At 66.4% G+C, this 24,743-nt stretch carries 19 protein-coding genes; 5 read left to right on the forward strand and 14 right to left on the reverse strand.

The window, feature by feature from the left end:
* Nucleotide 1: 1 nt before the first annotated feature.
* The 14 genes from AC57BR_RS01740 to AC57BR_RS01805 all read right to left on the reverse strand — a co-directional run bounded on the left by AC57BR_RS01740 (nucleotide 2) and on the right by AC57BR_RS01805 (nucleotide 17,609).
* A complete protein-coding gene (locus AC57BR_RS01740; RefSeq protein ID WP_496358063.1) occupies nucleotides 2-943 on the reverse strand; it encodes an intradiol ring-cleavage dioxygenase in 942 nt (313 codons plus the stop codon).
* Nucleotides 944-1,041: 98 nt separating this feature from the next.
* Nucleotides 1,042-1,770: a response regulator gene (locus tag AC57BR_RS01745; protein ID WP_496358064.1), complete on the reverse strand. Its 729-nt coding sequence runs from the start codon at nucleotides 1,768-1,770 to the stop codon at nucleotides 1,042-1,044.
* Nucleotides 1,767-3,083 (reverse strand): sensor histidine kinase, encoded by a 1,317-nt coding sequence (locus AC57BR_RS01750; protein ID WP_496358065.1) that lies wholly within the window; start codon nucleotides 3,081-3,083, stop codon nucleotides 1,767-1,769. Before AC57BR_RS01750 ends, AC57BR_RS01745 begins: the two co-directional genes overlap by 4 nt.
* Nucleotides 3,084-3,103: 20 nt before the next feature.
* Complete coding sequence (locus AC57BR_RS01755) at nucleotides 3,104-3,994, reverse strand: ABC transporter permease (protein WP_496358066.1); 891 nt, start codon at nucleotides 3,992-3,994, stop codon at nucleotides 3,104-3,106.
* Nucleotides 3,995-3,998: 4 nt separating this feature from the next.
* Nucleotides 3,999-4,943 carry an ABC transporter ATP-binding protein gene (locus tag AC57BR_RS01760; RefSeq protein WP_496358067.1) on the reverse strand — a complete coding sequence of 315 codons (945 nt, stop codon included), beginning with the start codon at nucleotides 4,941-4,943 and terminating at the stop codon, nucleotides 3,999-4,001.
* Between the two features lie 145 nt (nucleotides 4,944-5,088).
* On the reverse strand, nucleotides 5,089-6,591 hold the full coding sequence (locus AC57BR_RS01765) for a bifunctional phosphatase PAP2/diacylglycerol kinase family protein (RefSeq protein ID WP_496358068.1): 1,503 nt from the start codon (nucleotides 6,589-6,591) through the stop codon (nucleotides 5,089-5,091).
* Between the two features lie 79 nt (nucleotides 6,592-6,670).
* A complete protein-coding gene (locus AC57BR_RS01770; RefSeq protein WP_496358069.1) occupies nucleotides 6,671-7,867 on the reverse strand; it encodes an MFS transporter in 1,197 nt (398 codons plus the stop codon).
* 54 nt (nucleotides 7,868-7,921) lie between these two features.
* On the reverse strand, nucleotides 7,922-9,604 hold the full coding sequence (locus tag AC57BR_RS01775) for an ABC-F family ATP-binding cassette domain-containing protein (RefSeq protein ID WP_496358070.1): 1,683 nt from the start codon (nucleotides 9,602-9,604) through the stop codon (nucleotides 7,922-7,924).
* 125 nt (nucleotides 9,605-9,729) lie between these two features.
* On the reverse strand, nucleotides 9,730-11,718 hold the full coding sequence (locus AC57BR_RS01780) for a penicillin-binding transpeptidase domain-containing protein (RefSeq protein ID WP_496358071.1): 1,989 nt from the start codon (nucleotides 11,716-11,718) through the stop codon (nucleotides 9,730-9,732).
* Between the two features lie 83 nt (nucleotides 11,719-11,801).
* A complete protein-coding gene (locus AC57BR_RS01785) occupies nucleotides 11,802-13,241 on the reverse strand; it encodes a phytoene desaturase family protein (RefSeq protein WP_496358072.1) in 1,440 nt (479 codons plus the stop codon).
* Nucleotides 13,234-14,703, reverse strand: a complete 1,470-nt coding sequence (locus AC57BR_RS01790; protein WP_496358073.1) for a glycosyltransferase family 87 protein — start codon at nucleotides 14,701-14,703, stop codon at nucleotides 13,234-13,236. The genes AC57BR_RS01785 and AC57BR_RS01790 overlap by 8 nt, the downstream gene beginning before the upstream one ends.
* A 43-nt stretch (nucleotides 14,704-14,746) precedes the next feature.
* Nucleotides 14,747-14,920, reverse strand: coding sequence for a hypothetical protein (locus AC57BR_RS01795; RefSeq protein WP_496358074.1), 174 nt, complete (start codon nucleotides 14,918-14,920; stop codon nucleotides 14,747-14,749).
* 593 nt (nucleotides 14,921-15,513) lie between these two features.
* A complete protein-coding gene (locus AC57BR_RS01800) occupies nucleotides 15,514-16,095 on the reverse strand; it encodes a histidine phosphatase family protein (RefSeq protein ID WP_306920110.1) in 582 nt (193 codons plus the stop codon).
* Nucleotides 16,092-17,609: a CCA tRNA nucleotidyltransferase gene (locus tag AC57BR_RS01805; RefSeq protein ID WP_496358075.1), complete on the reverse strand. Its 1,518-nt coding sequence runs from the start codon at nucleotides 17,607-17,609 to the stop codon at nucleotides 16,092-16,094. The genes AC57BR_RS01800 and AC57BR_RS01805 overlap by 4 nt, the downstream gene beginning before the upstream one ends.
* 195 nt (nucleotides 17,610-17,804) lie before the next feature.
* Between AC57BR_RS01805 and AC57BR_RS01810 the strand changes: the two genes are divergently transcribed.
* The 5 genes from AC57BR_RS01810 (at nucleotide 17,805) to trxA (ending at nucleotide 23,930) form a co-directional block, all read left to right on the forward strand.
* Nucleotides 17,805-18,305 carry an NUDIX hydrolase gene (locus AC57BR_RS01810; RefSeq protein ID WP_496358117.1) on the forward strand — a complete coding sequence of 167 codons (501 nt, stop codon included), beginning with the start codon at nucleotides 17,805-17,807 and terminating at the stop codon, nucleotides 18,303-18,305.
* A 72-nt stretch (nucleotides 18,306-18,377) separates the two neighbouring features.
* Nucleotides 18,378-20,492 (forward strand): murein biosynthesis integral membrane protein MurJ, encoded by a 2,115-nt coding sequence (murJ, locus tag AC57BR_RS01815; RefSeq protein ID WP_496358076.1) that lies wholly within the window; start codon nucleotides 18,378-18,380, stop codon nucleotides 20,490-20,492.
* Between the two features lie 171 nt (nucleotides 20,493-20,663).
* Nucleotides 20,664-22,382, forward strand: a complete 1,719-nt coding sequence (locus AC57BR_RS01820) for an ABC transporter substrate-binding protein (protein WP_496358077.1) — start codon at nucleotides 20,664-20,666, stop codon at nucleotides 22,380-22,382.
* A gap of 226 nt (nucleotides 22,383-22,608) precedes the next feature.
* Nucleotides 22,609-23,565: a thioredoxin-disulfide reductase gene (trxB, locus tag AC57BR_RS01825; RefSeq protein WP_496358078.1), complete on the forward strand. Its 957-nt coding sequence runs from the start codon at nucleotides 22,609-22,611 to the stop codon at nucleotides 23,563-23,565.
* Nucleotides 23,566-23,603: 38 nt separating this feature from the next.
* Entirely contained in the window at nucleotides 23,604-23,930 is a 327-nt protein-coding gene (trxA, locus tag AC57BR_RS01830) for a thioredoxin (RefSeq protein ID WP_003800194.1), read from the forward strand.
* Nucleotides 23,931-24,743 lie beyond the last annotated feature (813 nt).

Here is a 24,743-nt window from a genome sequence, read left to right on the forward strand (position 1 = left end):
CCTAGATGGTGACGTTGAGCCCTGCCGTGTAGCCGCCGGAGACGGAACCGGACATGGTGGCCAGCTGGTAGATGCCACCGTCCTCACCGAACACGTTGTCCGACTGCAGCGTGGTGTTGGGGAAATTCCGGGCGCTGGTTTCGTAGCCCGCAGAGGCGTAGACCTCCCGGCAGGCGGCGTCGGTCAGGGCTACCTGCGAGACAGCAAGGACCTGCCCTGCCGCCGTGGCGTTGTTCATGGACTCGAACACTTCGAAGTGGATATGAGGCCAACGGCCGTTGTAGGCGCCAGGGTAGATGGTCTTGAAGGTGACCTGGCCGTTGGCGTCCGCTTCCTGCACGCCGCGCAGGAAGTTCTCGTTCTCCAGCCCCGAATCGTAGAGCGAGTACCGTCCCTCCTTGTCGCAGTGCCAGGCGTAGACCGCTGCGCCTGCCAGCGGGACGCAGCCGCTGGCGTTGTCGAGCAGGGTAAGCGTGACGGTCAGCGGCACACCGTCCGCCATCGTGGTGGACGTACCGAAGCTTGAGGTGATGTCCTGCCGGACCACCCCGGAGGCTTCAAGGACGTTCGGTCCATTGGAGCCGTCGCCAGGGTACGGCCCGGCCGTCTCCTGCGGGATCTCCACGCCGCATTCGGCGATCGCCCGGGTGACGGTGGGGGACGACGTGGCGGAAGCGGACGGCGCCGTCGTCGTTGTGGTGGCGGAAGAAGTGGCGGTGGCCGTTGCGCCGGTAGAAGCCGACGACGGCGATCCTGGGGGTGCCGATGATGACCCGCCGGGCGTGCACGCCGCCAGTGCGGCCGCCGTGCCGGCGCCGAGGAACAGTCCCAGCGAGCGTCGGGACATCAGCGTGGAGAGATCGAACTCGAGCCCGCGGTCATGGTTGGGATGCGGCTCGTGCCGGGGCTGCTGACCTTCGGGTGCGCGGGGTGCAGTTGTCATGGCACCATCCAACTCCAGCCTGCTATGGCGTGCATAGGGCCCGGGTGTGTGGAAGCTGTGGAGCCTGTTTCAGTAGATTGCCGGTTCAGCAGTCCAGTTCAGTAGTCCGGGTTGCTCGGGGTCACCAGACCGGTTTCGTAGGCGTACACCACGGCCTGGACGCGGTCACGGAGGTGCAGCTTGGTCAGGATCCGCCGCACATGCGTCTTCACGGTGGCCTCCGACAGGAAATAGCGGTGCGCGATCTCCGCATTGGAAAGCCCCTCGGACATCGCTTCCAGCATCTCGGTTTCCCGGGGAGTGAGGTCCTCCAGCAGCGGGTCGCGGGGAGCAGGTGCCGCGGCCGGCGGGGACGCCATGCCCGGACCGTCCGGCGCGGACGCGGGTCCGGCACCGCGGACGTACGTCTCCAGAAGCCGCTGGGTCACGCGGGGCGCCACCACGGCGTCCCCGCTGGCCACCACCCGCACCGCCTGGACAAGTTCGGCGGGTGCCACATCCTTCAGCAAAAAGGCCGAGGCCCCGGCCTGGAGCCCGGCAAAGGCGTACTCGTCCAGGTCGAAGGTGGTCAGGATGATGATCCTGGCACGCGACCCTGAACTCGTGATGGCCCGGGTGGCCTCGATCCCGTCGAGCGTAGGCATCCGGACATCCATGAGCACCACGTCGGGGTCGAGGCGGCCCACCTGGCGGACGGCGTCGGCCCCGTCGGAGGCCTCGCCCACCACCTCAAGGCCTTCCTCGCCCTCCAGAATGAGCCGGAAACCCATCCGCAGCAGCGGCTGGTCATCCGCCAGCAGGACCCGGAGGCGTCCGGACTCGTTCATTCGTTCCCCCATTTGCCGTTCTCCAAGTTGCCGTCCCGCATTCTGCCGTTCAGTGCCAGGACCGCCCGCACACGCCAGCCGCCGCCGGCGGCCGGGCCTGCCTCCACCGTACCGCCGTAGATTCGGGCCCGTTCCTTCATCCCGGTCAGGCCCTGTCCTGTTCCGACGGAAATGACGGCATCAACGGTGCCCCGGCCGTCGTCGAGCACGTCAATGGCGACGGTGGAATCGTCGCGCACCACCAGCACGTCAACCCGGCTCAGGGCGCGGCCGTGGCGCAGCACGTTGGTCAGCGACTCCTGCACGATCCGGTACACGGTCAGCTGGAGAGCCACGTCCTCCGGCAGCGCCGGACCCGTGTGCGAGTAATGGACCGGAAGGCCTGCAGTCCGGAAGCCGTCCAGCAGCTTCCCGAGGCTGGCGCCGTCCGCGAGGGGCTCACGGGGCGCCTGGCCGGCGGACGCATCGTCCCGCAGGACGCCGAGTACCCGGCGCATGTCCGCCAGGGCGGCGCGGCCGGTCCTGGACAGTTCTGCGAGGACCTCCGCGGCCCGTTCCGGATCCCTGCGGACCACGACGGCGGCCCCGTCGGACAGGGCGACCATCACGGTCAGCGAGTGGGCAACGACGTCATGCATTTCGCGGGCGATCCTGTTGCGTTCGTTGACTGAACCCAGTCGGCCGGCCTGCGCGGCCCACGCAGCAATCTCCTGCTCGTGCTCACGGCGCTGGCGGACGGAAATACCGATTCCGGTGGCGATGATATTGGAGAACGCGATGCTGGTGCCGGCGGCAATGCTCGTCACGAGGTGGAACTCCTCGGGCGAGACGGGACGGTTCGGCAGCTCCCGCTCCAGGGGTCCCACCGCAGCCAGGAAATAGAGCAATGCCACCGGCGCGGTGGCCACGGCCATCGTGACCAGGGCAAAACGGCGGGTGTGCACCACGGCCACGGCGTAAAGCGAGAACCACAGCCCTGCCGACACGTTGGATCCCCACGGATGGAGCAGAGTCACGGCAACCTCGGCCACCGCGACGAACACCACCACGCCCAGCGGACGCCGGCGCCGCAGGAACAGTGACAGCGCGACCGCGGCGAGCAGCCCCACAGCGGCCCACCTGCCCGCATTCACAGCGTCGATCACTGTGGGCACCACCAGCACCGCATAGCAGGCCACGACCACGGCATCCATGACCCGCGGCCGCCGGTGCAGGTAGCGCCGGAGCAGGCCCCGCCGTCGGGCAGCGAGCTCGGCGAAGGACGCGTCAGCCGGCGTCGCTGGCGCGTCCTTCACGGAAACAGCATCAATCATGGGTTTGTCTACGGGTGCGGCTAGACGTCCCGTTTCTTCAGCAGGATCATGGCCAGGACCACCGGCACCACTACCCAGGCGCCGAGCACCAGCGCCGCCTGCCAGGCCTCGAGTGTGTCCGGTACGTGTTCGACGGCGGTCATCGGGTTGATTGTGTTTCCGGGGAGGTACTTGCGGGCCTCCTCGAAGAAGTCTCCGGGGATGAGCTGGAACGCGATCGGTGCCACGAAGAACAGGCCCACGAGGGTCATGATGCCGCCGGCTGAATTCCGGAGCAGCGTGCCGAGCGCCATGCCGATGGCGGCCACGGCGGCCACATAGGCGCTGGTGACGAGGAGCAGCTTGACCGACTGCGCGCTGGCGAGGTCGAGCTTGAGTCCGTAATTGTCCAGGATCGGCACAGCCACCAGGCCCGCGATGTAGGTGGACAGCGCCGTCAGGACAAAGGCGCCGACGATGACCACCACGAGCTTGGCAATGAACGCGGGGAGCCGCTTGGGCACCGCCGCGAACGTCGAGCGGGCCATCCCGGTGGTGAACTCCGAACTCATGAGCAGGACGCCCAGTGAGCCCAGGATCAGCTGCGCGAAGGATGCGCCGGAGGTGGGGACAGTGACGGCGAGGTCACCGCCCTGCGCCGCAATCTGTGCTGCCGCCTCGGGGTCGGAGGCGGCCTGGTCCGCGAACTGTCCTGTTGCCCAGGCGGACAGCGCGCCGAAGCCAACCATCACGACGGCCGTCGAGGCGAGCAGGATCAGAGTGGATAAGAGCGTGCGGAACTTGATGAATTCCGAGTTCAGGACCCGGAGGAAACTTGGACCGGGCCCCGGGCTGGCCGGAGTTCCGGTGACGTTGCGGGCGGCGGCGCGGCCGGGACCGGCGGCGGGCTGGGTGGAAGTCGATGTGCTCATGGCGTCAGTTGCCTCCGGACTGGGCGGGAGCCGGGGCTCCCGTGGTGATCAGCGAGTGGTATTCGACCTCGTCCTTCGTCAGCTCCATGTAGGCCTCTTCGAGGCTCGCCTGGAGCGGGGTGAGTTCGTAGATCAGAACCTGGTTGTCCAGGGCGCTGCGGGCGATCTGTCGGGGGTCCAGGCCCGCGACCTCAAGGAGTTCGTGGTCCTGCAGCTCCACCGAGACACCTGTTCCGGCGAGAACGTGCATAAGCCGGTCAGGCTGGTCGGAGCGCACCCGGGTCCGGCTCTGGCCCTTGCCGGTGATGATGTCCTTGATGGGTGCGTCGGCAATGATCTTTCCGCGGCCGATCACGATCAGGTGGTCGGCGGTCAGGGCCATCTCGCTCATGAGGTGGCTGGAGAGAAACACCGTGCGCCCCTCGGAGGCCAGGTACTTCACGAGGTTCCGCACCCAGACCACGCCTTCCGGATCGAGCCCGTTGACGGGTTCGTCCAGGATGATGGTCTGCGGATCGCCGAGGAGCGCGGCGGCGATGCCCAGGCGCTGGCCCATGCCAAGGGAGAACCCCTTGACCTTTTTCCGGGCCACGTCCGCGAGGCCCGTCATGTCGATGACCTCGTGCACCCGCTTCCGCGGGATGCTGTGCGTGGCGGCCATGGCCAGCAGGTGGTTGTACGCGGAGCGGCTCGTGTGAACGGCCTTGGCATCCAGCAGCGCCCCGATTTCGCGCAGCGGTGCCGTGTGCCGGGCGAACGGAACGCCGTTGACCGTGACCGTTCCCGCCGTCGGGGTGTCCAGTCCCATGATCATGCGCATGGTGGTCGACTTGCCGGCCCCGTTGGGTCCCAGGAAGCCTGTGACCTGGCCGGCTTGGACGGTGAAACTGACGCCGCCGACGGCGGTTTTGTCGCCGTAGACCTTCGTCAGGCCTTCTGCCTCAATCATGGAAGGTTTCCTTTGCGTAGCTGCGGGGTGCTCTCTGGTGTGCACGTTCCACGCTACCGACGCCGACCGCCGAATTCGCCGGTCTCAGGGATGATTCAGGGGCGATTCAGGGTACCGGGCGTCATCCGGTGGGATGACTGACGCTTCAGCTGCCTTCCGCCGGTGAGTAGTAGCGCAGCGCTGCACGTTTCAGGGTGAACTCGACGGCCCGGACGCCGGGCACGGTTTCGCCGTCCACGGCCAGCACCATGGGGGCGGTGCCACACTCCACGCGGACACGGGTGGCTTCGGTGAGGTGGGTGATCCTGGAGGTCGCCACCGTGCCGGTCAGGACGGACCAGAGCATGCGCAGCCGGGCGAACGACTCGTCGGCGGTCATCATCCTGACGTCCAGCACACCGTCGTCCAGTACCGGCCGGAAGAGCGGAGCGTGGTCCCGCGGGTAGTAGCGGCCGCGGCCCAGATACATGATCCACAGCCTGTGCCGGACGCCGTTGACGATCAGCGTGATCGGCTTCTCCACGGCGAAGGTCCGGAACATCGCCACGACGCCGGCGAGCGGCTTGCCCAGCGCGGGCTGCAGATGTTCGCGGCGCCGCACAAGGTTCGGATACAGCCCGATGCTCGCGGTATTGAGCATGATCAGCTCCACCTTTTCGGGGTCGTCCGCGAGGCCGCGTTCAACAGCCACGGCGCCCACGTCCGCAAGCGCCGCTTCGCCGCGCTCCGCCGCGGCCACCGCCTCCACCAGGGAGGGCGTTCCGGCGTCCCGGGCGAAGTGGTTGAGGGTTCCGCCGGCCAGCACCAGCAAGGGAAGATCATGTGCGACGGCGGCAGCCGCGGCAGTGCCCACCGTGCCGTCGCCGCCCCACACGCCGAGAGCGACGATGCCGGGCAGGGTGGCTGCCTCCTCCATCCGCTGGGCAACATCGTCCTCGGGTGCCATGAGCGTTAGATGCGCGAGAGGGAATACTTCCTTAAGGGCGGCAGCCGTTTCCTCGGTGAAAGACCCGCCCAGCGTGTTCACAGCGATGCTCAGGCCCTCGCCCTGCGGTAGCGGGGCCACTTCCACCCGTCGCCTGGACGTGGCAGGCATGGGCGGCCGGACAGGCCACCACTTCCTGGTCACGAGGGCTGCGCCAGCCCCGATCGCGGAACCGAACAGCACATCCGAGGGCCAGTGCGCGCCTGTGTGCACTCTGGAATATGCAACGCCGGCGGCCACAGGAGCGACGACTGCTCCGAGCACCGGCTGCACCAGTCCCGTCCCGAGGGCGAACGCCACCGCGGAGGCCGAGTGCCCCGACGGCATGGACGAACTGGTGGGCTGGGGATGGACGAACCGGAACACCGGAAGATGCTCAGGCAGGGGCCGGGCGCGGGGCAGCAGGGTCTTGAAAACAAGGTTCGTCACGGCCGACGCCACGCCCTGGGCCAGAAGCCCGTGGACCGCCGCGCGCCGGGTGCGTCCCGGGATGGCGGCAGCCACGGCAGCCACACCAAACCAAAGCTTTCCCTTGTTGGCCGACGCGGAGAGGCGCCTGAAAAGGGTGTCATGGTGCCCGCCCGGAAAGCCGGAGACGGCCCGCATCAACGTGCGGTCAAGGGCGGCAACCCAGCCGGGTCCGCGGCGCAGCATTCGTCGCATTTCCCCACCCTACCGCCCGGTACAGGCGTGTGTTCCCGCTACGGCAGAATTCTGTCCCGGGCGAATCTGTGCGGGCGGATCATTCCCTGACAGGAAGAGGTTTGGCGGCGCCCGCGAGCACCAGCGCGACCAGGATCGGCACACCGATGGCCAGCAGTGCCAGGTGGATTCCGGTCAGGTCCCCCAGGTAGCCAAGCAGCGGGGGACCGGCCAGGAAGGCGACGTAGCCGATCGTGGAAACCACCGACACCCTGGCTGCCGCGTGCCGCGGATCGTCTGCCGCGGCCGACATTCCCATGGGGAACGCCAGGGCCGCCCCCACACCCCACAGCGCCGCTCCAACAGCAGCCAGCCAGAGGTTTCCGGCGAACACGAACAGGCCGAGGCCGGCCGCAGCGGCAGCCATGCTTCCCCGGAGCACTGCCACCCTGCCGTACTTGTCGATGACGGGGCCGCCGAAGAACCGCATGGCGGTCATGGCCAGCACGAAGAGCGCGAAGAGCAGGGCACCGGTGGCCTCGGAGGTTCCCAGCCCGTCCACTGACGCCTTGGCGATCCAGTCGTTGCCTGCACCCTCTGTCAGTGTCGCCCCAAGGACCACGACACCGATCAGCAGGGTGCGGCCATCGCGCCATGCAGAGGGTCCGCGGGCCATTTTGACTTCACCGTCGGCCGGCTGCTCGGGTGCGGTGTGGGGGAGGAAATAGCGAGGGACCACGAACGTCAGCACGGCCACCGAGGCGGCGATGACCAGCAGGTGCTGCGGCAGGCCAACGCCCAACCCGGACAGGCCTGCCCCGATCAGCGCACCCACGAACGCGCCGCCGCTGAAGGCCGCATGGAACTTGGGCATCACGGTCTTCCGGAGCCGGTGCTCGACGTCGGCCCCCTCAACATTCTGGGACACGTCCCAGAGCCCCACGCCCATGCCAAAGAAGAAGAGCGAGGCAGCGGTGCCGGGCACTGATTCGGCCAACAGCGACGCCGAGATGCCCGCACTGGCCAGCGCGGCGAGGAGGCCGCTCGCCCGGACACTGTTGGCGGTGCCGATCCGGGTGATGACGCGGCCGGCGGTGGGAAGCGCGATCAGCGATCCGACGGCGGTGCACAGCAGCAGGGTTCCCATCTGCCCGGACGAGATTCCCAGGATCTCCGTGACAGCCGGAATGCGGGCCGCCCAGCTCGCAAAGACCAGGCCGTTGGCGCCGAAGATGATGAAGGTGGCCAAGGCGGCGGCGGAGACCTGCCGGCCGGCAAGCTGCTGGGTTGAGGTCATTCGACAACTCTAGTCAGTCACGGCGCCGCCCGCTGGTTGAGCCCGCCGAAACCATCAGCGGGTGCGTTCCACCCGTTTCTCGTCCCAGACCGGCTCGGCGGACTCGTACACCCTGCCGTCGGAGCCAAAGACCAGGAAGCGGTCAAAGGTGCGGGCGAACCAGCGGTCGTGCGTGACGGCGAGGACGGTGCCTTCGAAGTGATCGATGGCCCGCTCCAGGGCCTCGGCCGAGTGCAGGTCGAGGTTGTCGGTGGGCTCGTCCAGCAGCAGCAGCGTCGCCCCGGACAGCTGCAGCAGCAGGATCTGGAACCGTGCCTGCTGTCCGCCGGACAGCGACTCGTACTTCTGTTCCGACTGCCCCGCCAGCCCATAGCCGTCGAGTGCTCCGGCAGCGGCCTCCCGGCCCAGGCCGGAACGGTGTTCGTCGCCGCGGTGCAGGATCTCCAGCAGTGTCTTGCCAAGCAGGTCGGGCCGGACGTGGGTCTGCGCAAAGAACCCAGGGCGGATACGGGCGCCGAGTTTCACGGTGCCTTCGTGGGGCACTTCGGCGATTTCGACGTCGGACACCGGAAGGTGTTCCCGCTCCGGATCAGTGCCCCCGGTGGCGAGCAGCCGCAGGAAGTGCGACTTGCCGGAGCCGTTCGAGCCCAGCACACCCACCCGGTCCCCGAACCAGATCTCCGTGGAGAAGGCCTTCATCAGGCCGGTCAGTTCCAGCTTTTCGGCCACAATGGCGCGCTTAGCGGTGCGGCCGCCTTTGAGCCGCATCTGCACGTTCTGCTCGATCGGCAGCGCCTCGGGCGGCCCGGCCTCGAGGAATTTGGCCAGCCTGGTCTGGGCGGCGTGGTACCGGTTGGCCATGTCGGAGCGGAACGCGGCCTTGTTCTTGTACATGTTCACGAGTTCCTTGAGCTTCGCGTGCTCCTCGTCCCAGCGCTTGCGAAGCTCCTCGAAGCGGGCATTCCGGTCCGCCCGCGCCTCCACATAGGACCCGAAGCCCCCGCCGTGGATCCAGGCACCGGCCCCGTTGATGCCCGGCTCGAGCGTGACGATGCGGCCGGCAGCGTTGTTCAGCAGCTCCCGGTCGTGGCTGATGAAGAAGACCGTCTTCCTCGATTCGTTGAGCTTGTCCTCGAGCCAGCGCTTGCCCGGGACGTCGAGGTAGTTGTCCGGTTCGTCGAGGAGCAGCAGCTCGTCGGGACCGGCAAAGAGGGCCTCCAGCACCAGCCGCTTCTGCTCGCCGCCGGACAGCGTGGACGCGCGGCGGTGCTGGGCGCGGTCAAAGGGCAGTCCCAGCGCTGCCATGCAGACCTCGTCCCAGACGGTCTCGACGTCGTACCCGCCGGCATCTCCCCAGTCGACGATTGCCTGCGCGTACCGCATCTGGGTGGGCTCGTCGTCGTGCTCCATCATGGCCAGCTCAGCCTCATCCACGGCACGGGCGGCGTCAGCCAGCGCCGGAGGTGCGGCGGACACCAAAAGGTCGCGGACCGTCGACTCGTCACGGACCTGCCCCACGAACTGGCGCATGATTCCCATGTTTCCGGAGCGGCCGATCACGCCTTCGTCCGGGGTGAGGTCTCCGGCGATGATCCGGAACAGGGTGGTCTTGCCCGTTCCGTTGGGTCCGATGAGCGCCGTTTTGGTGCCGTCCGGGACCTTGAAGGTCACCCCGTTGAGCAGCTGGGTGCCGTCGGAGAGGAAGTAGTCGATGCCGGAAACGTCAATATGGGCCACCGGGCAATTCTCCCACGCCCCGCACGCCGGAGTTTTTGTCCAGATATCGTGCCCAAAGGCGCCCTAAAGTCGCGACAAGTGGACAAAAACTCCGGCTGGGGGTCGGGGTGGGAGTGCGGCGGGCGTCAGCCGGCGGCGGTCAGGAATTTCTTCAGGAGCGGGCCGGAGGTCGTGGCGCCGAGCCCGCCGTCCTCGACGAACACGGCCACAGCCAGGTCCCCGTGCACGGCAATGATCCATGCGTGGGTCTTGGGCGGGTTGGCGTTGCCAAACTCGGCCGTTCCCGTCTTCGCACCAACAGGTTCGCCAGGGACCTCGGCCAGGAATCCGGCGTGGCCGGACGTCACCACCGCACGCATCATGTCCGTGAGGGCCGCCGCTTCCGCCTTGGTGACGGGTGTTTGGGCGGTCTTCGCGGGGGCTTCCGCTGTGACGGTCGACGACGGTGCGGAACCTTCCGTGGTCGGCGTAGGACTGGCCGAAGCCGACGCGGACGGAGCGGCCTCCTCCACCAGGACCGGGGACACGGGGGCGCCCTTCGCCACCGAGCCCGCCATCACGGCGGCGGACAGCGGGGACATCAGCACCCTGCCCTGGCCGATCATGGCGGCCGCGTGTTCGGTGCCCTCGGCCTCACCGGGAACGGAGCCAAGGAAAGCCTCGGCTCCAAGCTTCGGGGCCTCCACGGCCACGCCGAGGGAAGTGGCGGCGGACTCCAGCTGGGCCTGGGTGACCTTGTCCCGGGCGGCAATGAACGCGGTGTTGCAGGAGTGGGCGAAGGCCTCACGCAGGGTCACGGATCCGAGGGAGTCCTTGGGATAGCCCTCGGCGTTTTTGAATTTCCTGCCGTCGACGGTGAGCGTGGGCGTGCATTCGACGGTGGAATCGGGGGTGAATCCGTTGCGCATCATGGCGAGGGAGTCCACCACCTTGAAAGTGGATCCCGGCGCGTATTGGCCGAGCATCGCCGTGTTGTAGCCGTTGCTTCCGGGACCCGACGCGGCGGCGAGGACCGCTCCCGTGGACGGCCGGAGCGCCACGATGGCTGACGCCGGCTTGATGTCGGCAAGGGTGTCCTCGGCAAGCTGCTGCAGCTTCGTGTCAAGGGTGGTCTGCAACGGCGTGCCGGGAACCGCCTGCACCTCAAAGACGGTGCGCCGCGGGTCGGTGGGTGCGGCCTGGATCTCCTCCCGGGTCAGATCGGCGCGCTGCACGCGGACCACGGTGCCGTCTGTTCCGCGGAGCTGTGCATCGTACTGCTCCTGAAGCCCGCCCGTGCCGATGACGTCGCCGGCCGTCAGGGTGCCGTTGGACTTTTCAATCTGCTCTGCGCTGGCTTCGCCAACGGTGCCAAGGACCGCCCGGGCGAAGTTCCGCGTCGGTGCCAGCGGCAGTTCGCCCGGGATGGACCGGCCACCCGGGATGGCCTCGATCTCGGCATCGGTCACGGCACGGTCGCTGGTGTTACGCAAGGTGATGGCGGGAACGAATGCCTCAGCCCCGGACGCCTCCACCTGCTGCACGTAGGCCGCGGGGTCCACGCCCACGAGCTTGGCGAGCCTGGTGGCGGAATCTGCTGCATCGGCGCCGCCCAGCTGCGGCTTGTCGATTCCCACGTTGACCACCGGGCGCAACGTCACGAGCTTCTGGTTGCCGGCACCGAGGATGTCTGCCCGCGGTGATGACCGCGTGGCCTTGCTGAGGATCTCCCCCTCGGCCAGGTTCGGGACCAGCAGCCCGGGCGACCAGACGGTAAGCCACTTGTCGCCGGATTTCCGCAAGCCGGCCTCGACGGTGTACTTCCACTCGCCGGTGGAAATCTTCCAGCTGTAGTTCAGCGGGATCCTGGCAGTGTCGCCGTCGAGCGTCAGCTCGCCCGCTTCGACGGAGGGCTTGGCCGGCGCCAGCGCCTTGAAGACCTGGTTGAGCTGGTCGTTGGCCACCGTCGAATCGCGCCCGTCGAAGGCCACCGGGCGAAGGTCCAGGCCAGCGACCGCGGATGCCAGCTGCTTCGCAGCGGCTTCCGCGCCGCCGCGACCGTCGTCGCAGGCCACCAGTGAGCCGCTGAGTATGAGACCGGCAAGGACAAGTGAAAGTTTTTTAGTGTTCCCCACGGCGTTATTATCCCCCGGCGGATGCGGGGCGCGAGCCACAACACAGCCACGCCGCAACCCTGACGCGCTCCGGCCCCGCTCGGCTATCCGCCGAGTGCAGGGACGTCCAACCCAAACATGTCCTTGAGAGCATATTTGGCGGCGCGGAACCCCGGCATGCCCGTGACGCCGGGTCCGGGCGGCGTCGAGGAGGAGCAGAGGTAGACCCCGCGCGCGGGGGTGCGCCATGGAACGGGAGAGACGACCGGCCGCTGGATCAGGCCCCGGGCGTCCAGGAGTCCGGCGCTGAAGTCTCCGCCGACGTAGTTCTCGTTGTAGGCGGCCAGTTCGGCCGCCGTCGTGACCTTGTGCCGCAGCACGAGGTCGCGGAATCCGGGCGCGAAGCGCTCCAGTTGGTCCATGACGGCCCGCCCCATGTCCACCGTGGACCCCGCCGGCACATGGCAGTAGGTCCAGAGGATATGCCTGTCCGCCGGTGCCCGGCCCGGATCGACCACGGACGGCTGCGAAACCAGGACATAAGGACGCTCCGGGTGCCGGCCCCGGGACACGGCGTTCTCCGCCTCGGCCATTTCCTCGCGCGTGCCGCCAACATGTACTGTTCCGGCCCCTGCCAGTCCTGCAGCGGTCCACGGCACGGGACCGGACAGGATGAAGTCCACCTTGCACGCGCCGTTGCCGAACCGGAAGGACTCCAGCGCGCGGCGGTAGGAGGCGGGCAGGCGGCTGCCGGCGATGCGTGCAAGGGCAGGAGGCGCAACGTCCAGCAGCACCGCCTTCGCCGGTTCCAGCTCCGCCAGTGACGTGACACGGAACCCTGTCTGCAGCACGCCGCCGTGGGCTTCGATGTCCTTGGCCATTGCTTCGGCGATCGCGGACGATCCGCCCACCGGGATGGGCCAGCCTCCGCTGTGCGCCAAGGCGTTGAGCAACAGGCCAGCTCCCGCCCCGGACATTGAGGGCAGGCGCCCCACGACGTGGGCTGCGACGCCGCTGATCAGCGCGGGCGCCAGGTCCTGCCGGAAACGCAGGTTCCAGATTGGCGATCCCTGCTCAACGGTCCGCAGTCCCAGAACGGCCGCGGCCAGCGGGTCGCCGGGAATGCGCAGCAGCTGATCGGATGTGGTTTGCACTATGCCGTCGATGTGCCGCACCAGCGGAGCGAGGAGCCGGCGGTAGGCGCGGCCGTCCCGGCCCAGCTCGTCGGCGGTCCGGTCGAGCGACCGGTACGCCAAGGCCGACCGGCCACCATCCAGCGGGGAGCCGAACTGTACCGGCGGAAGCTGCAGGTCCACCCGCCGCGCTAGCTCGAACGCCCGGAAAAAGGGCGAGGCTAGCGCCATGGGGTGCACGGCCGAGCAGATGTCGTGCCAGTGCCCTTCCTCGATGACCTCGGACGTCCGGGATCCCCCGCCAAGCTGGTCCGCGGCCTCATACACGTGCACCTTGAGCCCCGCACGCGCCATGACGACGGCGGCGGCGAGTCCGTTCGGTCCGGAACCAACGACGGCGACGTCAGGCATCGCGGGCGGCCGTTCGCCATGGGAGCAGGGAAGCGGAGGGACGGAGCAGGTCGATCCGCAGCCTGTCCGGGACGTTGTTGAAGGGACCGCCATGTGGATCGTCCATGGCATGCCGTCGGATGGGATCGTAGCGGGGGTCCCAGATGTCCCACGCGACCCGCAGCATGAGATATGCAGTTGCAAGCATATGGGCGGCGACGGCCAGGACGTAGTACGGCATGTCGATGTTGTGCTGTGAGACGCCGCCGCTGGTCACTTGGCCAAGATACATCCAGATGGCCGCCCAGTGCAGCCCCTCGATGCCCTGCCAGATCAGGAAATCACGCCACTTCGGCCGGGCAATGGCCAGCAGAGGCACGAGCCACAGGACAAACTGGGGTGAGTAGACCTTGTTGGTGAGGATGAAGGCCGCCACGATCAGGAAGGTCAGCTGCGCAATCCGCGGCCGCTGCGGAGCGGTCAGGGCCAGGACCGCAATGAGGACGCACGCAAGCAGGAACACGTTCAGGGCGAGCGTGTTGATGGCCTCCGGGGTGAGAAGTGTCCAGTGCACCCGCCCGGCCACCAGGTTGTATGCGAACCAGGGCGAGCTGTAGCCGGCAGGGCGGTCCTGCGTGAACTCGAAGAAGTACTTCCAGCCGGCCGGGTCCCGCGCGGCAATGGGCACGTTGACGGCAAGCCAGGCCGCGGCGGCGGATGCCGCCAGAACCAGGAAGGCACGGATCCTGCCGGTGCGCAGGGCCAGCAAGAAGATGGCTCCGAACACCAGGACGGGGTAGAGCTTGGTGGCAGTCCCCAGCCCGATCATGACGCCCGCCAGGACCAGCCGCTCCCGCGACAGGAAATACATACCGAGGGCCAGCATGGCTACGGCCCACATGTCCCAGTTGATCACTCCGGCGAGGACGATGCCGGGCGCCAGGGCCACCATGGCTGCGTCCCAGGGCCGCCGCCGGGTCATGCGGGCCGTGGCCAGCACGGTGACGATCCACACGGCCGCGATCAGGGTCGCGTTGACGTCGAAGTACCCGAGGATCCGGGCGTCGGTGACTCCTTCGCCGGGCACCAGGCGGGCCGTGATGCCGGCAATCAGCCCCATCAGGACCGGATACTCGAAGAGGGCACCCGGCGTGAAGAACGGAAAGGCCCCGTCGCCCAGGCCCCGGTTGCGGAACAGCTCAGGGAAATCCGAGTAGCAGGTCGCGTAGAACTGCGACGGCGTCTCCCAGCCGTTCACCCGGCAGTAGTCCTTGATGGCGATGGCAGCGAGGGCGGCGAACACCGTCAGGATGATCAGCACGCGTTCCACTGTGAAGAAGCCAGGCGCGACCACCCCCGGCACAGACCGCTGACCAAGGGGCCCGCCGATGAGCTCGGTGAAGTTCCGCAGGAGCCGGTCGCTGCGGCTTGGCACCACCAGGCGCGCGAGCTTTCGATCGGGCGGCGGCTGTGTCTCCTGCATGGTCTCGAGCTTACCGGTGGGTCCCTGCTGAAAAGGCGAGAACTCAGCGCAGGCTGCTCATCTGCTGATGCATGAGCGTGTAGACGTCCTCCCGTTTCCGGTCCAGCAGCCGGCCATCGAACTGTGGCTGCCGGGCCGGTGCGGAATCGAGGCCGGAAAGGCCGGCATCGCCGCTGGAATCACGGCCGGAAAGGATCTCTTGGAGTTTGCGCAACATGGTTTTTCACCTCCTCTCAGGAAATGGCGGAAAGAATCCGGGCATGGCAATTAGAGCCATTCGAGCATGTGAAGAAATGGCCGTAAAAAGGCAAAGAAATGCCCGGGAAGTAAATGGAATCCGCGAAAAAGCGGCAATTGGCCCGCGAAACGGCAGCGCGGCGACCCCAACAAGAAGCAGAGTTCCGAGTTATGGGGTAGCTGCGCAAAACCACGAGGTTCCGCTACGTCAGACCGCCGGGATCAGAGTTTCTGAGAATGTGGCAGAATCATCTGCCGGTGTCCCGATTGCTCTCCCGCTAGGTGTGGGAGAACGGCTGGGGAGTCAGAATTAGGCTCGGGCGAGTCCGTGAAGAGGGCGCGGGTCAGCAGCGAAGGCCGGAAACGCGGTGATGGTCATCTTCCATCCGCTAGTCAAAGTAATCATTTTCCCAACCTCCTTTTCTGCTATGCCGTTGCAGGCTGACTGGCCGGACAACGTGCGCCATGACCCTGGCAGGTCGCTCTGGGGTCAGGAATAAAAGTACACCAGGAATGATGTACTTGACTACTTTATTCCCAGGAAATTCTGGAAATAAATCCAGAAGGTGCTATTTACAGACCCCAGCGGACAATGGCAGGCGTCCTTTTGTCCCAGCCAAGGGTGCAGACTTTGGCTGTTCCCAGGATGAAATGCCGGCCCTCTTCAGGCTCGAGTTCGAGCCAGCGGGCGGTAAGGATGCGGGAAAAGTGGCCGTGGGCCACGATCAGGACGTTGTCCAGCCCGGACTCCAGGACCCGGGCCACGATCTTGTCTGCCCGCGCAGCCACATCATGGAGCTTCTCGCCGTTGGGAACGCCGTGCGTCCAGATGAGGTAGTCAGGGTTGTCCTTACGGATCAGGTCGGAGCTGATGCCCTCGTAGTCGCCGTAGTCCCATTCCACAGCCAGCGGTTCGTGGACGGCATCGGGGAAACCGGCGAGTTCCGCGGTCCGCCGGGCACGGCGCAGCGGAGAAGTCAGGACCAGGTCGAAATCGACGGTGTCCAGGATCCTGCGCGCCTCGACTGCCTGCTGCTCGCCCTCCACCGTCAGGGGAAGATCCGTTAGTCCGGTGTACTGGCCGCTCTTGGACCATTCGGTTTCGCCGTGCCGCAGGATCCAGAGCTGGGGGCGGGCGATGTTGGCGGCGTTCACTTGGACTCCTCGGTTGGGGAAGATTCGACGTCGGCGGGAGAAGCAGGAGGAACAGAAGAGTCGGGAGAGGGAGCAACTGACTCAGGCTGCTCCGCCCACCAGGCGCGAAGCCGGGACGCGGCGTCGGCAGGATCGAGCGGGCCGTTTTCCATCCGTTCCTCCAACAGGAACTTGTACGCCCTGCCCACGACGGGTCCGGGCTTTAGGTCCAGCAGGGCCATGATCTCGGCGCCGTTAAGGTCCGGCCGGACCGCGTCCAGGGATTCCTGTTCGCGGAGGGTCGCAATCCGGGATTCGAGGTCGTCGTAGGCGAAGGACAGCCGGTCGGCCTTGCGCTGGTTGCGTGTGGTGACGTCGGAGCGGGTCAGGCGGTGCAGCCGTTCCAGCAGGGGACCGGCGTCGGTGACGTAACGGCGCACTGCGGAATCGGTCCAGCCGGCGTCTCCGTAGCCGTAGAAGCGCATGTGCAGTTCCACGAGGCGGGCCACGGCCTTGATGGTGTCGTTGTCGAAGCGCAGATTCTTCATCCGCTTCGCCGTCAGTTTGGCCCCCACCATGTCGTGGTGGCGGAAGCTGACCGCGCCGCCCGGTTCGAACCGGCGCGTAGCCGGCTTCCCGACGTCGTGCATCAGCGCCGCAAACCGCAGGACAAAGTCCGGGCCGGGGACGGCGCCGTCGGAATCCGTCTCCAGGGCGGCCGCCTGCTCGAGGACCTGGAGGGAGTGCTGGTAGACGTCCTTGTGGCGGTGGTGCTCGTCAGATTCCAGCCTGAGCGCGGACACCTCGGGCAGCACGAACTCGGCGAGGCCGGTGTCCACCAGCAGGTCGATGCCCACGCGGGGGTGCCGCCCGCAGACGAGTTTGACCAACTCATCGCGGACGCGTTCAGCCGAGATGATGCTGATGCGCTCGGCCATCCGGGTCATGGCAACCCGGACGTCGTCCCGCACAGCCACCCCCAGCTGGGAGGCAAACCTCGCTGCCCTCATCATCCGGAGGGGATCGTCGGAAAAAGATGCCTCGGGAGCGCCCGGAGTGGCCAGCACGGAGGCGTGCAGGTCGCGGACTCCGCCGAAGGGATCCACCAGTTCCATCGAGGGCAGCCGCAGGGCCATGGCATTGATGGTGAAGTCGCGGCGCAGCAGGTCGTCCGTGAGCGAGGAACCAAAGGCCACCACGGGCTTCCGGGACTCGGGGTCGTAGGCTTCGGCGCGGTAGGTGGTGATTTCTATCTGGAAGCCGGCCTTGCGCATGCCGATTGTTCCGAAGGCGCGGCCGATCTCCCAGAAGTTGTCCGCCCACTTCTTGATCAGCGCCACGGTCTGGTCCGGCGTCGCGTCCGTTGTGAAATCGAGGTCGGGGGAGGTGCGGCCCAGGAAGAGGTCCCGGACCGGGCCGCCGACGAGCGACAGCTCATGACCGGCATCCACGAACCGCTGGCCGAGCTCCAGGACCACCGGGTCCACCTGGAAGTCAACGGTGTGAAGATCAGTCTTTTGATGTGCGTGCGCCATAGTTACTTAAGCTTGTCAGAAAACCAAGCCCCACCGCACCAAATCCCGTCATTGTGCGACGGCGCCGGCGAAGCCCGTTACATGCAGTCCATCTGCAAGCCATGTCCCGGTCATCACGGCGGGGCAAGAGTCGTTAGAGTGGACTGCATGGCCCATCCAGTACCGAGCGCTCCCGGCAGGAGGACGAACCCACCGTTGCCGTCGGCAATTGGTGCCCACGTCGCGCCTGCACCGCACTCGGCCCCGGCCTCGCTCCCCACCGTTGAGGAGATCTCCGCCGGGGGCGTCGTGGTGGACACGTCCGACGACGAACTGAGGGTTGCCATTATTGCCCGCCTTAACAGGGGCGGACGGCTGGAGTGGTGCCTGCCCAAGGGTCATCCGGAGGGCCGGGAGAACAACGAGGAAGCCGCCGTCCGTGAGATTGCGGAAGAAACCGGCATCGACGGCAAGATTCTGGCCCCGCTGGGCAGCATCGATTACTGGTTTACCGTCAGCGGGCACCGCGTCCACAAGACAGTGCACCACTACCTGCTGCGCGCCACCGGCGGTGAACTCACCATCGAAAACGATCCTGACAAGGAAGCGGTTGATGTTGCCTGGGTTCCCATCCACGAGCTTGCCCGCAAGCTTTCGTTCCCCAATGAACGCCGCATCGCCGACCTGGCACGCGAAGTCCTTCCCGAGCACCTCTGACCGTCCGGCAATGCCTGCCGGATACCGTCTTGCGTGCCGCAATATCAGCACCCGGGTGAGACGATGAAGACGATGTCAGCAGCCAATCCGTCTTCCGACCAGCCCGCGCAGCCGGGCGAAACACCGCCCGGTGTGACGCCCGCCAGCGAGGCCGCCTCCAGTGCCGCGCAGCCCGGTGAGGCCCGTTCCAGCGCCATCATGGCAGCGGGAACCCTCGTTTCGCGCTTTCTGGGCTTCGGCAAGACCTGGATGCTGGCCGCCGCCCTCGGCCTGGGCTCCACCGTCACTGACACATTCATCAATGCCAACAACCTGCCCAACCTGATCTTCCTGCTGGTGGCCGGCGGCGTCTTCAATGCCGTGCTGGTCCCGCAGATCATCAAAGCGAGCAAGGCCCCGGACAGGGGAGCGGACTACATCAGCAGGCTGCTCACGCTGGCCGTCCTGGTGCTGATGTCCCTGACCCTGCTGGTCACCCTGTTTGCACCGGCCGTCATTGAACTCACCACGCAGGGCTACTCGCCGCAGCAAAAGTCGCTGGCCGTTGCCTTCGCTTTCTGGTGCCTGCCGCAGATTTTCTTCTACGGCCTGTATGCCCTGCTCACCCAGGTCCTCAATGCCAATGGCGCGTTTGGACCTGCCATGTGGGCGCCCATTATGAACAACGTCGTAGCCATCGCGGGCCTCGGCATGTTCATCTGGATCTTCGGCGCCAACGAGGCCAATCCGCATTCGCTGGACAACTGGGGTGCGTCCCAGACGTTTTTTGTCGCCGGTTTCTCCACGATCGGCGTGGTTGCCCAGACCGCCATTCTGCTGATTCCCGTATTCCGCCTGAAGCTGGGACTGCGTCCGCGGTTCGGCTGGCGCGGCGTGGGACTCGGCCATGCCGCACGACTGAGCGTGTGGACGCTCCTGACGGCCGCCGTCGGGCAGCTGGCGTTCCTTTATGTCATGCGCATCGCCACGATTCCCGGTACCGAGCGGCTTCGCCTCGAGAAGGCGGGCGACGACGGCGCCGCCGCCATGCTGCCCGGCAACGCTGTGCTTGAGGTGGCCAGCCAGCTGTACCTGCTGCCACACTCGATCATCGCGCTCTCCCTGGCCACGGTGCTGTTCAACCGGATGACCAGGGCCTCCCAGGATGGGAACCGCGCAGAACTCCGCGAAGCCCTGTCCCACGGGCTGCGGACCATGGCCGTGGCCACCGTTTTCGGAGCCTTGGCGCTTTTCGCCCTGGCGGGTCCGCTGGGCATGTTTTTCTCCGGCGGGCACCCCACGGACGGTATCCTGCTGGCGCAGACCCTGACCATCCTGGCGCTCAGCACCCCGTTCATGAGCGCCAACTTCATGATGTCCCGGGTCTTTTACGCCAACGAGGACGCACGCACCCCGTTCTACATCCAGCTGGTGCTGGCGCTGGTTAATGTCGTGGCCGCCTTCTTCATCCAGTTCCTGCCGTTCGACCGGATCATTTTCGCCATCGCCGTTCTTTACACCGCAGGGAACATCCTCTCGGTGGTTGTCTCCGCCATCTTCCTCCGCCGGTTGCTGGGACACCTGGACGGTCCGCGGATCATCAACTCGTACATCCGCATGGGCTACGCCGCCCTCGGCTCGGCCGTTGCCGGCGTCGGGGCACTGTGGCTCATGGGCAGCTACAGCCCGGTCGGCTTCGCCTGGAGCAGCCGGCCGGCCGCCCTGGTGACCATCGTCGTCGTCGGCCCCGTCATGCTGGCCGCGTACCTGGTTCTGCTGAAGCTGTTCCGGGTCACCGAGCTGCGCGACCTGCTTCGGCCCCTGCTGGGGCGGCTGGGCCGCGGTTCCGGCGCACCGGCGGCTCCTCCGTCTGCCCCTGCAACCGCCGGGGCTCCGACTGCCGGAGCATCCGCCGGCACTGCATCGCGGCGGCGTACGACGCCGGAACGCGCCACGGTCTCTTCGGATACTGGCCTGATTCCCCGGATTTCCGGCGAGTTCGATTCTGCCTCCTTCCGTGCCGGGCCTGCACCCCAGCCGGAACCGGAAGATTACGACGGCGCCACGTACCTTCCTGAGGAGGACGTCCCCGGGACAGCTCGAGGGAACGCTCTGCGCGGGGAAATCCCGCTCCCTGGCCGACGGACCTATCAGGGGACCCCCGGCCAGAACCCGCATTTCCCGTCGCGGCGGCGGAAGAAAAAGTAGCCCGGGCGGGAGCCGGCCAGCCCCGTCTTCCGCGGCCGTTGCACAGCATCGGCTAGGATCGAGGGGAACAAGGGCAGTTGCAGACCAAGGGTCCGCCGGCACGCCGGAGGCCTTCCCTGGCGATGCATCGCCAGGGCCAGAAGCAATTCCCGGACAGGCTAGGAGGAACACGTGTCCCACCCGATCGATGTCGGATCAGTACTTGGCGGCCGCTACAAGGTCACGGCCACAGTGCTGAGTTCGCATGACCAGGATCTGGTGCTGGACGGTGTGGACCAGGTGCTGAACCGTCCGGTCAGCATCCTGGTGGCCGGCCCGTACAACGCCGACCAGGTGGCCCAGAGCGCCCGCGAAGTGGCTACGGGGGAGCGCCCCGGGAACGTGCAGATCCTGGACCTTGGAGTCAGCGACGCCACGACGTATCTGATCACCAACCACACCTCGGCCGCTGACCTGCTGGACCTTGTGGTTGCCTCCAACCCGCCCTATGTGGAGCCGTTCTTCACGGACACCCTGGGCAGCGAGATCTTCGGCCAGGCCCGCTCCCGCGAACCCGAAGCCTACGACGAAGACGACGAGGTCGAAGCCGGGTACATCAACTACAACGAAGGCCAGTCGGGCGGGCAGTACCCCGCCACCGCGCCGGCGCCCGCCGCCAGCCGCTCCAGCCACGGGGCAGCGGCTCCGCAGGGGCGCGGGCAGCAGGCTCCCGCGCAGGCACCCACTGCGCCGGTCCGGAAGGCTCCTGTCGTGCCGCCGCTTCCAGCGGCCCGTCCCGCCGCAGGTGCCGGTGCCGCTGGGGCAGCCGCTGCTGGTGCGGCTGCAGGTGCCGCCGCGGCTGGTTCGCGGGGCAACAGGCAGGGCGTCCCGGAGACCACTGCACCGCAGCCGATTCAGCCGGATAAGGGCTATGAGCAGGACGCCGTGCAGCACGACAACGTTGAGCAGGCACTTCTGCAGCGTGACAGCAACCGCTCCGGAAACGCCGCACGGGGTGCCTCCGGTGCAGGCGCGGGCGCGGCGGCCGCCGGTGCCGCTTCCGGTGACGGCCACAACTCTTCCAAGGTGTCGCTGTGGTCTGAAAACGACTATGACTACGCCCCCGAAGACGAGTACGACGACGAGGGCAGCAACGCGCAAGAACAGGACCGCCGGGCTGGCAATTTCCCTGCCGCCGGCCGCGCTGGCGCCGCTCCGGCTGCCAATTATTACGACGATGAAGACGACGAGCCGCAGAAGGAACCGCGTTCCATGCGGTGGCTTGTCGGTGGCCTTCTCGCGGCCGTCCTGATCGTCGGACTCATCTTCGCCGTGACCAACCTCGGCAGCCTCTTCAAGAGTGCACCGCAAACGGAAGCCACCCCCGGAGCCACCGCACCGCCGTCGGCTGCCACCCAGCCGAGTAGCGGAACCCCAACCAAGAGCACCGCTCCGGCGGCAGGGCCGCCGGCCATCGAGGGGATCAGCCGGCAGGGCAACTTTGATTTCGCTGCGACGTACGACGACGACCTTGGCAAGGCGTTCGACGGAAATGCGGCCAGCTACTGGTCGGACATGGAGTTTGCCACCGAGGACTGGGGCGGCCTTGCTCCCGAGGGTGTCCCGCTGGTGGTCAAGCTCAAGAGCCCTTCCCAGGTCTCCTCGATCACCCTGAACCAGTTGGGTGCCTCGGGCGGAAGCATCACGGTCTACACCAACGACCGCCCGGCGCTGGACGGTGCAAAGCAGGTGGGTACCAACAGCTTCACCTCGCCTGATCTCACCATGCCGCTGGCCGAACCGGTGACTGCCCAGTACGTCATTATTTCGATCAAGAACCTGCCTAAGCTCGCAGCTCCGAAGACCCGCTTTGGGTACGGCCTGCGGCTCGCAGAGGTCAAGGTCCAGTAGGGACGCAGCCGTTCGGCAGTCACGTTGCTCGCGGTCGTAACCGGCATGCCCTGAGGTTGCCGGAGGCGGTACCCTTGTGGAAAGTCCCGTGGCGGTGTTTCCGTGCAGGCACGGGTGTTTTCGCCTGCCTCCAAGCACGTTTGGAATATTCCACACTGCCAATCAGTTGTGCCATGTGGCCGGCCGGAAGGCTGGCGCATCGACAAAGGAAGAGGTTCACCGTTCAGTGAGCACCGCAGAAAACAGCGCGTCAGAAGTACGTGATGTCATCATCGTCGGCTCCGGCCCCGCAGGCTACACGGCCGCCGTGTACACGGCCCGCGCAAACCTGAAGCCGCTGCTGCTGGCTGGCTCGGTTACTGCGGGCGGTGAGCTCATGAACACCACGGATGTCGAGAACTACCCGGGCTTCCCCGAGGGCATCATGGGTCCGGACCTGATGGAGAACTTCGAAAAGCAGGCTGCCCGCTTCGGCACCGAGATCCAGTTCGAGGACGTCACCGCCCTTGGTCTCGACGGCGACATCAAGACTGTCACGATCGCAACGGGGGAGACCTTCCGCGCCCGTGCCATCATCCTTTCCACCGGCTCCGCGTATCGCGAGCTCGGCCTGGCCAACGAAAAGCGGCTCTCCGGCCACGGTGTCAGCTGGTGTGCAACCTGCGACGGTTTCTTCTTCAAGGACCAGGACATCGCAGTGATCGGTGGCGGTGACTCTGCCATGGAGGAAGCACTCTTCCTCACCAAGTTCGCCAAGTCGGTCACTGTGGTGCACCGCCGCGACACGCTGAAGGCGTCCAAGATCATGGGTGAGCGTGCGCAGGCCCACGAGAAGATCAACTTCGTGTGGAACACCGCCGTCGAGGACGTCCTGGGTGGAGACAAGGTCACTGGCCTGAAGCTGAAGAACCTGGTCGACGGCACCGAGTCCGAACTGGCCGTGACCGGCGTCTTCGTCGCGATCGGCAACGATCCGCGTACCGAGCTCATCAAGGACAGCCTGGAGATCACGGACGCCGGGACCATCGCCGTCGAAGGCCGTAGCTCACGCACCAGCATCAAGGGCGTCTTCGCCGCCGGCGACGTCGTGGACCCAACCTACCGCCAGGCGATCACGGCATCCGGCTCCGGCTGTGTTGCAGCCATCGACGTCGAGCACTACCTCGCAGACCTTCACGCCTGACCGGCGCTGAAAATCATTCGAAGAGAGAGACAAGGGTTATGAGCAACGCAAAAGATGTAACTGACGCAAGCTTCAGCACTGACGTACTCGCCGCTGACAAGCCGGTAATCGTTGACTTCTGGGCCGAATGGTGCGGTCCCTGCCGGAAGCTAGGCCCCATCCTGGATGAGATCTCGGTGGAGTACGGCGAGAAGGTCAACGTCGTCAAGGTAAATGTCGATGACAACCCGGCCATCGCCGCGGAGTACGGCATCACCTCCATTCCCGCCGTCTACCTGTTCCAGGGCGGCGAAGTGAAGAGCACTGTCATCGGTGCCAAGCCGAAGCAGTTCTTCGAGAAGGAATTCGCGGACGTTCTGTCCTAGTCGCAGCGGGCCTGGACGGGAAACCTGATAGGCAACGCCGCCGACGGGCATGCAAAGGTGGCCATCACTCCCAGGGGAGTGGTGGCCACCTTTTTGTCTATCAGCTGGTTGTTCCTCAGCTGGATCTCGCCCACTATGGAACAGCTGCAGCCCGGCAACGACGCCGTCGTCCTGGGTACAGCGGCCCAGCCACTCCTGCCGTCCGGCCGTCCGGCCGTCCCATCCCGTTCCGCCGTCCAGCTCAGGCCGATACCCCGTGCTGCAGACAAGATCCCGAGGAGAGTCGGAGCCCCGGCGCAGCCAGCCTCTCTAATTGACCTAGACCCGGGCGCTGTTCCCCCAAAGGAACCTCTCTGGGTTTCATTCCGCGCGTATATTCGCCAGGATCATCTGGACAGCGACTGGTAGTGGCGCACGCTGCTCTCTGACCTGCACACCCTCTGGAATCGTCAGATGGGCGTCAGGGAGTCATGACCTCTTCAGAGCGGGTACATTCGCCTTGGTGCGCCTTAGCCGAGAAACTGCTCATTCGTGCAGCGCGCCCAAGGCCGATGTTTCACGTGAAACCAGCGGCCTGACCGGTTGGGGCTAGTGACAAAGTTTCCTTCTTGCCCACATGGCCTAGTTCTTGCGTCCGCCCATGTGCTGGCTATTCATGGGCTCCCAAGTAGCCCGAGGCTGGCGCATTCGCTGCCCCATACTGCACGATGGGCATTTCCATGCAAACGCGCGAAACAGCAAAATCGACCTTCTACACGACAGGCCATGATCGCGCCGAAACTGGCACATGCCGTACATCCTCGCAGAGCATTG

The sequence above is a fragment of the Arthrobacter sp. BGA-UO-ETr-C19 genome (genome assembly GCF_059568005.1).